Genomic DNA, 13,977 nt, shown 5'->3' on the forward strand with positions numbered 1-13,977 from the left:
CGCCATGCAGGAGATCCGGGTCTTTGACGGAGAAAAGCTGCGCGCCTCGTTGTTCAACGCGGGGGCCGAGCGCCTGTTTGTGACCTTTCGCCAGCGGGTTGCTGTGGCGGGCGAATTCGAAGCCCGCGGCCCTGTGAAGAACATGACACGGCACGGCTATGCCCACCTGCATATCCAGCCCCGCAAAAACGACTGGTATGTGAACAGCGAGACCCAGGCGCTGTCCCGCAGCCTGAAAGACCTGACCAAGGGCTATAAGGATGTGTCCGCAATGGGGTTCTCCATGGGCGGCTACGGCGCCTTGCGGTTTTCCTCGGCCCTGCGCCTGAACCGGCTGATCGCGGTCTCGCCGCAATATACCATAGCGCAGGGCGTGGTGCCCCATGACCGCCGCCGCAAAGAGGCTGCGGCATTTGATGAAGCGCTGGGCGATCTGGTCAGTTTTGGCCGCCACGGCGTTCGGGGCGTGGTTCTGTTCGACCCGTTCCGCAAGATGGACCTGAACCACGCGCTGTATATCCAGGCAGTGTTTCCGGATCTGCAGCTGTGCCGCCTGTCCTGCGGCGGCCACCCCGCCAGCCAGGTGATCCGCGAGGGCGGCAGTTTCTGGGATTTGCAGTCGATGCTGCACACGGGGCCTCTGGCCGCGGCGCGGGTTCTGGGCCTGCACCGGGAGCGCCGCAGGCGTTCGCAGACCTATTGGCAGCGCTTGGCGCGGGTTGCGCGCCAGTGCGGCAGGCCGCAGCTGGGGGCTGCCGCAGACGCACGGCTTGAAAGGCTTGCGGCGGACCAGGAAAACGGGCAGTAAGCCCCTCAAGAAAGCTGAGTTGAATCACTTGACGCTGTTGCTGGTTGATCGTATGAGCAGCGGACCAGTTTTCGGGCGCAGCCAATGGCAGCGCCCCTTGTGATTTGGTCCGGATCTGCTCCGGACCTCCGAAAAACGAAGGATGATGATATGTCGCGCCGTTGCGAACTGACCGGAAAAGGCCCGATGACTGGCAACAATGTCAGCCACGCGAAAAACAGAACCCGCCGCCGGTTTCTGCCGAACCTGAATGATGTGACCCTGCAGTCCGAGACCCTGGGCCGCGGCGTCAAGCTGAAGATCTCCGCAGCTGCGCTGCGCTCGGTTGATCACCGCGGCGGCCTGGACGCCTTCCTGGCAAAAGCCAAGAACGAAGAGCTGTCCGACAACGCACTGAAAGTGAAAAAAGAGATCGCCAAGGCACAAGCCGCCCAGGCCTGATAGACTTGGCTTGATCGAACTGGCCTGATCCTTTCACCGGATTACAGTTACAGACACCGCGCATGAGCAATCATGCGCGGTGTTTGCGTTGGCACAATCTGCCGCGGCAAAGCCCCTTGCAGCGGCGGTCCCGCACAGGCATATCTTCTTGTGATGAAACACTTTTCACGCATTTACTTTGGCCTGTTCCTGGCCTTTGCGGTTGCTCTGACTGCGCATAGCGCCGCCGCGCGGCAAGGCGCGCGGGATGCGGCCGGGCAGATGGTGATCTGCACCGGCATGGGGCCGGAAGTTATCTATGTGGACAGCGAAGGCCAGCCGGTCCAGCCGCCGCACAGCTGCCCCGATTGCGTGATGCATCTGCTGGACGCCGTGGCGCCGCCTGCCGCGCTGCCGGTTCCCGGGCAGTCAGCGGGCCGCGTGCACGCGGTTTCGCATAAGGCCGCCATCGGCCGCTATTGCAAACCAAGTACCACCGCACGTTCGCCGCCTGCGGCCTAGCCCCAGACAATCCCATTACCTCAAAATTCCAATCGCTTCTTATGAGGAGACATATAATGTCCCTGAAATCCGTATTCCTTGTTGCCGCTGCGGCAGCCGCTTTGGTCGGGTCCGCTTTTGCAGATGGTGCCCACAAGTTCATGGTCCATGACCAATACGCGCGGGTGTCCTCGCCCATCGCCAAGGCCGGTGCGGCCTTCATGGCGATCACGAACCAGACCCACGCGGATGACCGGCTGATCGATGTCCGCTCGGATGTGGCCGCCAGGGTGCAGCTGCACACCCACAAGGAAGGTGATGACGGTGTCATGAAGATGATGCATGTGGAAGAAGGCTTTGCCATTGCCGAGGGCGATACCCATATGCTGAAGCGCGGCGGCGACCACATCATGTTCATGGGGCTGAACCAGGCGCTGAACCACGGCGATGTGGTCAAAGTCACGCTGGTGTTCGAAAACGCCGGAGAGATCGAAATCGAAGTGCCCGTCGATCTGGAGCGCAAGGCCGAAGGCCACGGTAGCCACTCGAACTGACCAAGCACTGGCAGGGCGGGCGCGGCGTCAGGCTGCGCTGCAGCCCTCCTTCGCGCCCAAAGCCCGCCGTCTGGCGGGCTTTCTGGTGTCCAGGATCAGCCCAGCAGCTCTGCCACCCAGGCCGGTACGGTTTCGCTGGCGCGACCAAAGCGGCGCTCGGCAAAGCGGGAGGCGGTGGCCGAGGGTTCCAGGTTCAGCTCTACCGTATGGGCGCCCGCCAGATGCGCCTCATCGACAAAGGCAGCGGCCGGGTAGACCTCGCCGGAGGTGCCGATGGCGGCAAACACATCCGCCGCCGCCAAATGCGCAAAGATCTCTTCCATGAAATAGGGGATCTCGCCGAACCAGACCACATCCGGACGAGCTGCAGGGGCAGCGCAAGCAGGGCAGGGCTGGTCTGTCTGAATTTCCAGCGGTGCAGTCCAGCCATGGCCGCAAGCGGCACACAGCGCCCCCGCCAGCGTGCCATGCATGTGCAGCACATGCTGCGCACCGCCTGCCTCATGCAGGCCGTCTACATTCTGTGTGACAATCACCACTTCGCCCGCGTGCTCTGCCTGCAGCCGCGCCAGCGCCTGATGCGCCGCATTGGGCCGGGCCTCAGCCGCCTGGGCGCGGCGGGCGTTGTAAAAGCGATGCACCAGATCCGGGTTGCAGGCAAAACCTTCGGGCGTTGCCACATCCTCGATCCGGTGCTGCGCCCACAGGCCCCCTTCGTCGCGGAAAGTACCCAGCCCGCTTTCGGCAGAAATCCCGGCGCCGGTCAGGATGACAATCTTCGCACTCTTTCCCATCGCCGCGGAACCTCTTATCACTGACCCTGTTCAATGGAGCCATAAACCCATGCCTACCCGTATTCTGTTTGTCTGCCTAGGAAACATCTGCCGCTCCCCGGCGGCTGAGGGCGTGTTCCGCGTGCTTTGCCCCGAAGCTGAGACTGACAGTGCCGGCACAGCCTCCTATCACGCAGGCGAGCCGCCGTATGGCCCGATGCAGGCGGCGGCAAAGGCGCGAGGGCTGGACATCTCGGACCTGCGCGCGCGGCAGTTCCGGCGGGATGATTTCGCAGCCTTCGATCTGATTATCGCAATGGATGCCAGTAATCTGGAGAATATCGAGGCCCTGCGCCCGGCAGGCAATGAAATCCCGGTGCGTCTGTTCACGGACTACGCTCCGACATCAGGTGCCGACTATGTGCCGGACCCTTACTATACCCGCGATTTCGACGGCTGCCTGGATCTGATCGGGATTGCCGCCAAGGGTCTCAAAACGTCACTCTGACTTAAACGGCGATCACCCGGAACCCGCCTGCCAGGAACGGCAGCTGCTGCACCGCCGGATCGATCATCTGGGTCTGCACTAGGCGGCGCAGGGTTTCCGCGACGTCGCGCGGCACCCGGTCGGCCCAATCGGCAGCGGTGAACAGCGAGATCGTCCGCGACATCTCGCCAAAGGGCAGCGGAAAGGCGTCGATCTGATCGTGGAAGCGCGCCGCCCGCATATAGCCCAGCGGGGTGGTGACCGCCCAGCCGATCCGCCGTGCCACCATCGCCATCAACGCCAGATGCGAGCCGACCTCGAAACGGTCCTCGAACTCCAGCTTCTGACGGCTCAGAAGCCCCTCGATCTGCTGCGAGATCAGCTGCTCGCGCGCGTAGCGCAGGAACGGCAAATCCTGCAGCTGCTCTGCAGCCTGTGCCGCATCGGACAAGGCGCCGCGCGGCGCCACCAGGATGAAGGGATCGCGCACCAGCGGGTATTCCACTAGCCCTTCGTGCAGCCCGCCGGCGGTGGCGGCAACGGCAATGTGCAGCTCGCGGGCCTCCATTGCTTGCACGATGTCATGGCTGGAGGCTGTGATCATTTTGAACCGGCATTGGGTCAGGCTATCCGCAAGGATGGTCGCCAGCCGCGGGGTCAGGTCATTGTCGAAATCATCAATCAGACCGATCGACAACGCCTGCAAGTGGCTGAGATCCATCACCGTCAGCTCGCTCTGCGCCAGCCGCAGTTCCGACAGCACCGCCTCGGTCCGGGCCAGGAAGCTGCGACCCGCGGCGGTCAGCACCATCGGGCGGCGGCCGTGGTCGATCAATTCGCTGTCCAGCGCCTTTTCCAGATTGCGCATCTGCTGGCTGACCGCGGGCTGGCTGAGACCGGTCATTTCCGCCGCCTGCGCCACCGAACCGGTCTTGGCCAGCGCCTCGAACACTTCCAGCCCGCGCAGGGTAACACCTTTGATCAACATGCAATCGCTCCAATACCTTAGGCCGTTTGTTCCGCGTTGCAGCTGCCTGGTCAAGGGGGGCAAAGCGGCAGCCTTTCCCCCTTGCGAAAATGCCGCAGCGCAGATGCGTCAAAACAGGCAAAGGCGCCCGTGGGGCGCCTTTGCATTGCCATGCGGCTTAGGAATGGAGGGGGCAGGCTCAGCCGCAGCTGCGCGCCGCATGATCGCCAAAGGCCTTATAGCGCAGCCACAGCCGTTCGTCGGTGCGACTAGAGGACTGGCGCACGACCTGGGCCTGATGCGGATCGGAAAACCATTTTGAGACGGTCTTGCGCTCGGCCCGTGTCAGGCTGCGGTTGGCCACTTTCTGGATGCAGCTGCACAACCCGGGCGAGGCGGCGGTGCGGTCCGATTGGCGGCAGGCGCGCTCAATCGCGCCGGCGTCGGCGCCGACGGGCGCCAGCGCGGTGAGGAACCCGGCGCAAAGCGCGGCGGTTAGGAAGGATTTCATCTGGCTCGTGCCTCGTTTTTTGGCAAGCGGGTCTGCTGCCCGCGGAATTACCCGCAGTATGCCAAAAGCCAAAGCGCGATTCAATCATGGTAAACGGGATGCTGAAAGGTTCGGAGCGCCGTTGTCTGCGGCGCCCCGGTCTTGTGTCCTGCCTCAGGCCTGGTTCGGCCCGCGCAGGGCGCGGATTGCCTGGCGCACGGCTTTCCAGTCCGCCGCCTCGTCGTCTTTGCCGGCTTCTTCGCAGGCGCGCATCTTCTGTGCGGCTTCAAGCTCGGCCTTGTCGCCATGCGCGCTGTAGAGCGCGCGGGCATATTCGGTCGCTTTGATTGCATCCATGCGGGTCGTCCTCCTTTGCTGTGTTTCCCGCCAGAGGGGCGCGCGTTTCGCGGAATGAGGCGAGTATAGCGCATTTTGGTCCCGTGCGCAGGGAGAGCGGAAAATTTGAGGTGTTTTGGAAGGCTGACGAGACTGTGCTTGATATCAATTGAGCGCGACCGGAAGTGACAGGACGCGAAGGGCGGCGCCCGGTCCGAGGGTGGGGGCAAAGCGCCCGCCCGTGGGGGCGGACCGGGCGCTGCCCGGCGTGCCGCCGGGCGGGAGATCAAATTTCTATGGCAGGGCTTTCAAATACGCTTGAGCTTGCTGGGGCGTCTTGGGCAGGTGAAGAAACTTCGCCGAACAACATGTTCTGGTAATGAGAGATATTCTCAAGCCGACGCTGCATGCCTTTGGTATCCCCGCTCACGAACCACAAGCCCGTGCAAAGAGCTGCGTACAGCTTCCAATCACCCAGGCTCGTGCCCAGTTGCTTTTTGAACGCATCGGAAAACACGGAAGATTGCGAGGCACTGGCTTTCTGCAGCTCATTTTCCAGCTCAGCGACTTTCGCATTCAGGCGGCCAATTTCCGTGCGAAGCTGGTCTTCCACGTCGCTGGTAGCAATCCCCCCGCTCGGTGCATTCTGGATGGCGGCGTTTACTGCCAGCAGCAAGGCAGGCAAAGCCGTGAGTGGCTCCAAGGCATCAGGAAGCGCATTGGCGCCGGTTTCTGCGTGAAAACGTTCAATGCTGTGAGTGACCTGCGCGGCCAGCCCTTGCAGGCTTGCGGAGGCGATTATCCGGTTTTCTATCAGATGGCTTGCGGACTTGGGTTCGTGCTTGGCGAACCGTTCCTTGCCGCTTGACGGCGTATTGAACTCAGCCTTGATGCGCTCAATTTCGGCAGCGACGGTTTCGGGGCCTGCGTCCCAGATTGCATCGTCGATCAGGGCAACACGGTGCTGGAGGTCCCAGTCGAGTGGCTTTCCATCAAGGAAACCTTGGTACCATTCGCGCCAGAAATCCCATGGTTCGTTTTGCGATAGCGGAGCTGAAAACGCAGTCCACCTGTCTAGATGCGGTTGGGGACGTTGCGAACCATGCCAAAGTGGCTGCGAAAATAGATTTTTTGGCGGGTGCTTTGTTTGACTGAGTTGGGTTAGAGACGATGCGTCGAGAATGGCAGCTTCCTGTCGCTCTACTGAGCGAAGTGCGGAAACACTATACGCAGCCGATAATGCAGCAGCATTTTTGGGAGCTGCTAATAGGTGTGATGCAGCCCTAGCTGCATGGCAAGCTGAGCGAGCCGCGGTATTGGCAGATCGATTCGTGTATCGTGCACCTGAGCGAGGAGCCTCATCAGCGGCCAAATGATTGGCCTTTTCAGCCGCGCGAGCTGCGCGAAGCAAGCTGTTGTAACTTCTGGATTCGCAAGCCGAAATCGTCGCTGCAGTTAAAACCGACCGCATTGAAGGGAGTAGTAGTCCTGCATTCATAGCGGCCGCAGGGGCTTTCGGCATGACCAACGGCAAATTGCGAAGCGCTGCTCTAGATGCGAAGGCGACGCAAATTGTCCGTTCCTGTGTTTCCAGCCATGCTGTTAGCTGGTCTTGCGTCTTTATGTACTGCAGAACAATGTCTCCGAATTTCTAGTCCGCGAATTATAGTTGATTGAGAGGCAACGCCCGCTTGACCAAATCCCGAATCCAAATCATATCCCCTTGCATGACAGAGCTCTCAAAGATCCGCAATTTCTCCATCGTCGCCCACATCGACCATGGCAAATCCACCCTCGCTGACCGGCTCATCCAGGAGACCGGCACGGTGAAGGACCGCGATATGAAGGAACAGCTGCTCGACTCGATGGATATCGAGCGCGAGCGCGGGATCACCATCAAGGCCAACACCGTCCGCATCGACTACACCGCCGATGATGGCGAGACATACGTGCTGAACCTGATCGACACCCCTGGCCACGTCGACTTTGCCTATGAGGTCTCCCGCTCGATGCGCGCGGTTGAAGGCTCGCTGCTGGTCGTGGACAGCTCACAAGGGGTCGAGGCGCAGACCCTGGCCAATGTCTATCACGCGATGGAGGCCGACCACGAGATCGTGCCGGTGCTGAACAAGATCGACCTGCCGGCCTCCGACTGCGACCGGGTGGCGGAACAGATCGAGGATGTGATCGGCATCGACGCCTCGGGCGCCATTCAGGTGTCGGCCAAGACCGGCCAGGGCATCCGCGAAACTCTGGAAGCCATCGTGCAGCATCTGCCCGCCCCCAAAGGCACCCGCGACGCGCCGCTGAAGGCGATGCTGGTGGACTCGTGGTACGACGCCTATCTTGGCGTGATCGTGCTGGTGCGGGTGATGGACGGCACCCTGAAAAAGGGCATGCGGGTCAAATTCATGTCCAACGACACCCTGCACCATGTGGACCGCATCGGCGTGTTCCGCCCGGAAATGCAGATGATCGACTCTCTGGGCCCGGGCGAGATCGGCTTCCTCACCGCCTCGATCAAACAGGTGCGCGACACCCGCGTCGGCGACACCATCACCAATGACCGCAACGGCACCGAGACCGCGCTGCCGGGCTTCAAACCCGCCCAGCCGGTGGTGTTCTGCGGCCTGTTCCCGGTCGACAGCGCCGAATTCGAAGACCTGCGCGACGCCATCGACAAGCTGGCCCTGAACGACGCCTCCTTCAGTTTCGAAATGGAAACTTCCGCAGCACTTGGCTTCGGCTTCCGTTGCGGCTTCCTTGGCCTGTTGCACCTCGAAGTGATCCGCGACCGGATTGAGCGCGAATACAACATCGAGCTGATCACCACGGCTCCATCGGTGATCTACCACGTCTACATGAAAGACGGCGAGAAGACCGACCTGCACAACCCTGCCGACATGCCCGACATGTCCAAGGTCGATCACATCCAGGAGCCGCGCATCAAGGCGACGATCCTGGTGCCCGACGACTACCTGGGCGACGTCCTCAAGCTCTGCCAGGAGCGCCGCGGCATTCAGGAGGACCTGACTTATGCCGGCTCCCGCGCCATGGTGGTCTATGACCTGCCGCTGAACGAGGTGGTGTTCGACTTCTACGACCGCCTGAAATCGGTGACCAAGGGCTATGCCTCCTTTGACTACCAGATGACCGGCTACCGCGAGGACGCGCTGGTCAAGATGTCGGTGCTGGTCAACGACGAGCCGGTGGACGCGCTGTCGATGATGGTGCACCGCGACCGCGCCGAGATGCGCGGCCGTGCGATGTGCGAAAAGCTGAAAGAGCTGATCCCGCGCCACATGTTCAAGATCCCGATCCAGGCGGCCATCGGCGGCAAGGTGATTGCGCGCGAGACCCTGTCGGCGTTGCGCAAGGACGTGACCGCCAAATGCTACGGCGGCGACGCGACGCGGAAACGCAAGCTCTTGGACAAGCAGAAAGCGGGCAAGAAGAAGATGCGGCAGTTCGGCAAGGTCGACATTCCGCAAGAGGCCTTCATCTCGGCGTTGAAGATGGACAGTTAATTGGCTTTCCTGCCGGATAGTGATTATAGAGCGGGGCCATAGGTCCCGCTTTGTTATGTTGGAGTAACTTGCCGAAAAAAAGGTCGAAAATGAAATTGAAAGATGTGTTCGTTGCTGGTGGAATGCCTACTGTCACCTACATTGATCGAGAGCATCTCGGGCTTGAAAAGTCTTTGAGAGAAGAGCTTGCAGAAGGTTACAAGATTGTTGCAATCACTGGGCCAACAAAATCGGGAAAAACGGTTCTTTGCAGAAAAGTTATTTCGGAGCAGGGTTCTGTTTGGGTTGACGGTGGGCAAGTCGAAAAAAAGTGACGATTTTTGGGGCAGTTTGCTTCGGGAGCTTGATTTGCCGGATGAGGAAACGGTTTCTGAGAAAACCAGTCTGACAGCCAGCTTTAAAGTTCTGATTGGGCTAAAAGCGCAAGTCACAGATGGAGCGTCTGTTAAGTTCAACGGCGCGACTAAGAAAGAGATTCTACGGACTATGAGGGAGCGTGATATGACCCTTATAGTAGATGACTTTCACTACCTTTCAAGTAAACTGCAAACTGAGGTTGTGCGGTCCTTGAAGTCTGAAGTTTTTGACGGATTGCAAGTCGTGTTTATCGCAGTCCCTCATCGGGCGCTTGATGCTATTAGCGCCGAGCCTGAGATGGAAGGGCGCTACTCTCACATTAACATACCTGAGTGGAATGTTAGCGATCTTGGCGAGATATCGCGGGTGGGGTTTCCAAAGTTGGGAATGAGTGTGGATGCAGAGACAATCGCCGATTTTTGCGCGGAGTCCCTGGGAAGCCCCCTGCTAATGCAGAGATTTTGCGGGCGACTTTGTCTCAACTATAGTGTTGAAAAAACGGTGAAACCTGACAGAGATTTCGTTTCAACTATCGAGGTCAGAAAGGGAATATACCGTAAGGTTGCCGAGCAATTTGGCTTCCCAACATTCGAAAAGTTGGCCAAAGGCCCCCAATCTAGGTCAAAGAGAAATCCGCGCCGATTGCGTGATGGCTCGGGTTCACTAGACATTTACCAAGCTATCTTGGTTGCGGTTGGGAATACCGGACCTAAACCAAAGTTGCACTACGATAAAATTCGTGAGGCTTTGCAAAAGCTTTTACGTGACTACGACGTTCCGCAGAAGCATGAAGTTTCTAATGCTCTTGGTCAAATGGAGAGTATTGCACGCAAGAAGCTTAAAGGAGAGCCTGTTTTGGAATGGTCTGATGATTTCTTGTATCTGACGAACCCTTTTTTGATGTTCTATATGAGGTGGTCAGACACTGAGGAAATTTCGAAAGTTTAGTAAGCTGTAGTAGCGATGGCTGATAAGTGTTTTGGTCTGTCAAAAGTTTCTACCCGGTCACCAGACCGGGCAGCGCCCGCCCCTCCCCACGGGAGGGCGCTTCGCACCCACCCAGGGTCAGGCGCTGCCCTCCGCGTTTAGATCAAACCTTGCCGAATTCGGGTATTCGGCCGGCCAGTACTGACCGCACCGGCTTGACCGCCCCAGCCAAATACCGCCAAAACCATGCGCCAACCTCCGCCGGTTCCGCACTCCGGCCACCCCCGCGGCTGAAAACCCGCCGCAAAAATGCTATCCTCCCAACAGCCAAACTTTCGGAGGATGGCCCCATGACCACCAAAACAGTGAAACTCACCACCCTGGCCGCGGCGCTGTGCCTGCTGGCGGCGCCGGCGTTTTCCGGCCAGTGCCCGGCGGATATCGCCAAGATCGATGCCGCGATTACGGCGGGAACCAGCCTCAGCGAGGATGACCTGGCCGATGTTCAGGGCATGCGCGACGAGGGGCAAAGCCTGCATGACGGCGGCGATCATGCGGCCTCGGTCGCCATTCTGGCTGAAGCCAAGATGATGCTCGGGATCGAGTGACCGCACACCAAGAACGCCCGGCGCGGGGCCGGGCGTTGCTGTCTCACACTCAATGGGCTTACAGCGCGTCCTGCACGTCCTGCGCCGCGCCGCTGATCGCCTGGCCGGCTTTGGAAATGTCGCGCCCCGCACCCTTGGTGGTCTCGCAGGCGGCCAGCCCCAGCAGCATCAGCGCACACGCAAAAATCCTGATCATCGTCTAAGGCTCCTTATATCTGCCCGGTTCTTTGCCGGGCTATCTAGCAAGCCGGCCGGGCGCAGGCCAGCGGTATTGCCGGGGGCAGGGCGGTGCCTGCCGCGCGGTTTACCAAAAATTGCAACTTATAAGGTAGTGTAATCCCCGGAAATCGCGAGTATCTTGACCTGGATCAAGGCTGTAGCTTTGACTCCGCGGCAAGTTGTGCGAAATTTGAGCTGGAGGGCATGTACTATGGACTTTTCCACCAGAAAACATACGCTTGAGGTGCGCCGGTTGAAGCTGGCAGGCATCCTGGCAAATGTCGGCCTGGCGCCGGACGCAGCGCAGATGGGCTCTGCCCGGCAGGCCTGTACTGCCCATGCCGGCGCCGGATCCATTGCGGTCCCCGCCAAGTCTGGCCTGGACGAGCTGCGCCGCATTGATGCCGCTTTGGCCCGCCTGCGCGAAGGGTCTTACGGCTATTGCCGGATTTGCGGCGACAACATCAGCGATGACTGGCTGGACCAGCGCCCGGCCTCGCCCTTTTGCAGAAGCTGCGCGCTCTGACAGCCTGCGCCAGGCCGGTTCCGGCGGCGCCCTGCAGAAGCCACAGACAGATCCAGGGTCTGCATCAGCCAGGGGGCAGCCGCTCCGCTGGCTGAAGCCGGTGCTGAATCGCGGCCGTTGTCCTGCTGCAGCGCTGCACTACTTTAGGGCTTCGCGCAAAAGGCCCCGTTGCCGTGCCGGCCGGGATATGTCACAACCTGCCTGACCGACTGAACAAATGAGTTTAGCAGATGCCAGATTTCACTGAGCGCCGCCGCATGATGGTGGACACCCAGATCCGTCCGTCGGATGTCACCAAATACCCGATTATCGAGGCGATGCTGGCAGTCCCGCGGGAACAGTTTGTCCCGGACTCGCAGCGCGAGGCGGCTTATGCGGATCAGAACGTGAAACTGGGCGGCACCCGGGTGCTGATGGAGCCGCGCACCCTGGCCAAAATGCTGGACGCGGTGGATCTGCAGAACGACGAACTGGTGCTCGATGTGGCCTGCGGGCTGGGCTACTCCACCGCTGTGGCCGCCCAAGTGGCGCAGATGGTGATCGGCGTCGAAGAAGACGAGGACATGGCCGCTGACGCGCAGGAACTTTTGTCGGAAACCGGCGCGGACAATGCGATCGTGCATACCGGTCCGCTGGCGGAAGGTGCTGCCGAACACGGGCCCTACGACGTGATCCTGGTTGAGGGCGGCGCCGAGGAGCTGCCTGCGGGTTTGCTGGACCAGCTCAAGGACGGCGGCCGGATCGCGGCTCTGATGATGACCGGCGCGCTCGGTGAGGTAAAAATCGGCTACAAAAGCGGCGCCCGGATTTCCTGGCGGTTTGCCTTCAATGCCAGCGCCCCGGTACTTCCGGGGTTTGCGGCCGCGCGTGAATTCGCGCTCTGACCCGCAGGGCGCGGCATTGCGTCCCTAGGGATGCTGCCGTTAGACTGAACAAGAGGCCGGGCGCCGTTCAAAGGAGCGCCCGGAGTGCAGATAAAAACCACCGCGGCTGGCGGCGCGGAAAAAGGTAAGGCAACCGATGCGAATGAAATTTCCGGCGAGTGTGTTTAAGGCTTTTGTATTTGCCGGCGGCGTGACGGCCACGGCGCTGCTGCCGCTGAAGGCCGCGGCGGACAACCTGTCCGACGCGATGATCGGCGCCTATAAGACCAGCGGACTGCTGGACCAGAACCGGGCGCTGCTGCGGGCTGCTGATGAGGACGTGGCCATTGCCGTGTCCCGATTGCGACCGCTGATCCAATGGACACTCACCGCCAGCCATACCTATTCCCGCAGCGTCAACCAGTTCGGTAATTTCAACGAGTTCACCAACAACGATCTCGGCACCCAGATTCAGCTGACTCAGCTGCTGTATGACGGCGGCGAAACACGGCTGCGCAAACAGGCGGCCCAGGAACTGGTGCTTGCGGCGCGCCAGCAGCTGCTCAGCGTCGAGCAATCGGTGCTGATATCCGCCGTTCAGGCCTATGTCGGGGTCCTGCAGGGGCAGGAAAATGTCGCCCTGCGCCGCAACAACCTGCGCCTGCTGCTAGAGGAACTGAAGGCGGCCGAGGACCGGTTTGAAGTGGGTGAAGTGACCCGCACCGACGTCGCTTTGGCTCAAAGCCAGGTGGCGGCGGCCCGCGCCAACCTGACGGATGCCGAGGGAGACCTGCTGACGGCCCGCGCTACCTATCTGCAAATCGTCGGCCACGCGCCGGGCGCGATTGCCGGCCAGCCCCGGCTGCCGTCGCGGGCTGTGTCCATCGACCGGGCGCAGTCCATTGCGGCGCGTAACCAGCCGGATCTGCTAGCGCAGCAGCATTCGGTCAAATCCGCCGACATTCTGGTCCGGGCGGCGGCCAAAGCCTTGGGGCCAAGCGTCAGCTTCCGGGCCACCGCGGGGCTGAGCGAGGATATCAATGACAACACCGGCACCGACTCGGATGCCTCTGCTTCGGTTACGCTGACTCAAGACCTGTATGCTGGCGGCCGCAACGCGGCGACCCGGCGGCGGGCCATTGCAAGTGCCGACTCGGAACGCGGTGCTCTGATCAATACCCAGCGCGCTGTGCGCCAGAATGTCAGCTCGGCGTTTTTCAATGTGGAAACTGCGCGGGCAACCCTGGTGTCCTCCAATGAACGGGTGCGCGCGTCCAAGGTTGCTTTTGACGGCATCCGGGAAGAAGCCACGCTGGGGGCACGGACGACGCTGGATGTGCTGCAGGCAGAGCAAGAGTATCTCGATGCGCAGACCGGGGAGGTGAACGCACGCGCCGACCAGGCCATTGCGGCCTATCAGTTGTTGCAGGCGCAGGGGCTGCTCACAGCCGAGCATCTGGGGCTGGCGGTCGAGATTTACGACCCGACGCTTTATTACAACTTGGTGAAGGACGCGCCTGCGCAATACAGCAAGCGCGGCAAGGATTTGGACCGGGTGCTCAAGGCCTTGGGACGTAACTGACAATTCATCCTATCGGTTGTGCGGTGACGGGA

18 protein-coding genes are annotated in these 13,977 nt (G+C 60.7%); 12 read left to right on the forward strand and 6 right to left on the reverse strand.

Features of this window, described 5'->3' with window-relative positions:
* Positions 1–4: 4 nt before the first annotated feature.
* From AQUI_RS0114805 to AQUI_RS0114820, 4 genes are all read left to right on the forward strand, one after another.
* Positions 5–808 (forward strand): hypothetical protein, encoded by an 804-nt coding sequence (locus tag AQUI_RS0114805; protein WP_027258201.1) that lies wholly within the window; start codon positions 5–7, stop codon positions 806–808.
* A 150-nt stretch (positions 809–958) separates the two neighbouring features.
* The gene (rpmB, locus tag AQUI_RS0114810) at positions 959–1,249 is read left to right on the forward strand and encodes a 50S ribosomal protein L28 (RefSeq protein ID WP_024089350.1); all 291 of its coding nucleotides are present in this window, start codon (positions 959–961) and stop codon (positions 1,247–1,249) included.
* 153 nt (positions 1,250–1,402) lie between these two features.
* Positions 1,403–1,750 carry a hypothetical protein gene (locus AQUI_RS28095; RefSeq protein WP_035920336.1) on the forward strand — a complete coding sequence of 116 codons (348 nt, stop codon included), beginning with the start codon at positions 1,403–1,405 and terminating at the stop codon, positions 1,748–1,750.
* Positions 1,751–1,806: 56 nt separating this feature from the next.
* Complete coding sequence (locus AQUI_RS0114820; protein WP_027258202.1) at positions 1,807–2,283, forward strand: copper chaperone PCu(A)C; 477 nt, start codon at positions 1,807–1,809, stop codon at positions 2,281–2,283.
* Between the two features lie 95 nt (positions 2,284–2,378).
* Here AQUI_RS0114820 and AQUI_RS0114825 read toward each other — a convergent pair whose 3' ends face one another.
* Complete coding sequence (locus AQUI_RS0114825; protein WP_027258203.1) at positions 2,379–3,077, reverse strand: NAD-dependent deacylase; 699 nt, start codon at positions 3,075–3,077, stop codon at positions 2,379–2,381.
* Between the two features lie 49 nt (positions 3,078–3,126).
* Between AQUI_RS0114825 and AQUI_RS0114830 the strand changes: the two genes are divergently transcribed.
* Complete coding sequence (locus tag AQUI_RS0114830; RefSeq protein ID WP_027258204.1) at positions 3,127–3,564, forward strand: low molecular weight protein-tyrosine-phosphatase; 438 nt, start codon at positions 3,127–3,129, stop codon at positions 3,562–3,564.
* 1 nt (position 3,565) lies between these two features.
* Here the strand turns inward: AQUI_RS0114830 and AQUI_RS0114835 are convergent, their stop codons facing one another.
* The 4 genes from AQUI_RS0114835 to AQUI_RS30085 all read right to left on the reverse strand — a co-directional run bounded on the left by AQUI_RS0114835 (position 3,566) and on the right by AQUI_RS30085 (position 6,708).
* Positions 3,566–4,531, reverse strand: coding sequence for a LysR family transcriptional regulator (locus AQUI_RS0114835; RefSeq protein WP_027258205.1), 966 nt, complete (start codon positions 4,529–4,531; stop codon positions 3,566–3,568).
* 178 nt (positions 4,532–4,709) lie between these two features.
* The gene (locus tag AQUI_RS0114840) at positions 4,710–5,021 is read right to left on the reverse strand and encodes a hypothetical protein (protein WP_027258206.1); all 312 of its coding nucleotides are present in this window, start codon (positions 5,019–5,021) and stop codon (positions 4,710–4,712) included.
* Between the two features lie 153 nt (positions 5,022–5,174).
* A complete protein-coding gene (locus AQUI_RS0114845) occupies positions 5,175–5,357 on the reverse strand; it encodes a hypothetical protein (protein WP_027258207.1) in 183 nt (60 codons plus the stop codon).
* 265 nt (positions 5,358–5,622) lie between these two features.
* Positions 5,623–6,708, reverse strand: a complete 1,086-nt coding sequence (locus tag AQUI_RS30085; protein WP_084294416.1) for a hypothetical protein — start codon at positions 6,706–6,708, stop codon at positions 5,623–5,625.
* A gap of 355 nt (positions 6,709–7,063) precedes the next feature.
* Between AQUI_RS30085 and lepA the strand changes: the two genes are divergently transcribed.
* The 4 genes from lepA (at position 7,064) to AQUI_RS0114875 (ending at position 10,755) form a co-directional block, all read left to right on the forward strand.
* Positions 7,064–8,863, forward strand: coding sequence for a translation elongation factor 4 (lepA, locus tag AQUI_RS0114865; RefSeq protein WP_027258209.1), 1,800 nt, complete (start codon positions 7,064–7,066; stop codon positions 8,861–8,863).
* An 89-nt stretch (positions 8,864–8,952) separates the two neighbouring features.
* Positions 8,953–9,177, forward strand: coding sequence for a hypothetical protein (locus tag AQUI_RS30790; protein ID WP_156916835.1), 225 nt, complete (start codon positions 8,953–8,955; stop codon positions 9,175–9,177).
* Positions 9,149–10,168, forward strand: coding sequence for a P-loop NTPase family protein (locus AQUI_RS0114870; protein ID WP_169730797.1), 1,020 nt, complete (start codon positions 9,149–9,151; stop codon positions 10,166–10,168). The genes AQUI_RS30790 and AQUI_RS0114870 overlap by 29 nt, the downstream gene beginning before the upstream one ends.
* 329 nt (positions 10,169–10,497) lie before the next feature.
* Entirely contained in the window at positions 10,498–10,755 is a 258-nt protein-coding gene (locus tag AQUI_RS0114875) for a hypothetical protein (protein ID WP_245596927.1), read from the forward strand.
* A 58-nt stretch (positions 10,756–10,813) separates the two neighbouring features.
* Here the strand turns inward: AQUI_RS0114875 and AQUI_RS30090 are convergent, their stop codons facing one another.
* Positions 10,814–10,951: an entericidin A/B family lipoprotein gene (locus tag AQUI_RS30090; protein ID WP_084294418.1), complete on the reverse strand. Its 138-nt coding sequence runs from the start codon at positions 10,949–10,951 to the stop codon at positions 10,814–10,816.
* Positions 10,952–11,185: 234 nt separating this feature from the next.
* Between AQUI_RS30090 and AQUI_RS0114885 the strand changes: the two genes are divergently transcribed.
* The 3 genes from AQUI_RS0114885 (at position 11,186) to AQUI_RS0114895 (ending at position 13,945) form a co-directional block, all read left to right on the forward strand.
* Positions 11,186–11,500, forward strand: coding sequence for a TraR/DksA family transcriptional regulator (locus AQUI_RS0114885; RefSeq protein WP_027258212.1), 315 nt, complete (start codon positions 11,186–11,188; stop codon positions 11,498–11,500).
* A 230-nt stretch (positions 11,501–11,730) separates the two neighbouring features.
* Positions 11,731–12,384 (forward strand): protein-L-isoaspartate O-methyltransferase family protein, encoded by a 654-nt coding sequence (locus AQUI_RS0114890; protein WP_027258213.1) that lies wholly within the window; start codon positions 11,731–11,733, stop codon positions 12,382–12,384.
* A 136-nt stretch (positions 12,385–12,520) separates the two neighbouring features.
* Complete coding sequence (locus tag AQUI_RS0114895; RefSeq protein ID WP_027258214.1) at positions 12,521–13,945, forward strand: TolC family outer membrane protein; 1,425 nt, start codon at positions 12,521–12,523, stop codon at positions 13,943–13,945.
* The last annotated feature ends 32 nt before the right edge of the window (positions 13,946–13,977 follow it).

Origin of the sequence: Leisingera aquimarina DSM 24565, assembly GCF_000473165.1 — a bacterium.
In the GTDB taxonomy this organism is placed as follows: Bacteria; Pseudomonadota; Alphaproteobacteria; order Rhodobacterales; family Rhodobacteraceae; genus Leisingera; species Leisingera aquimarina.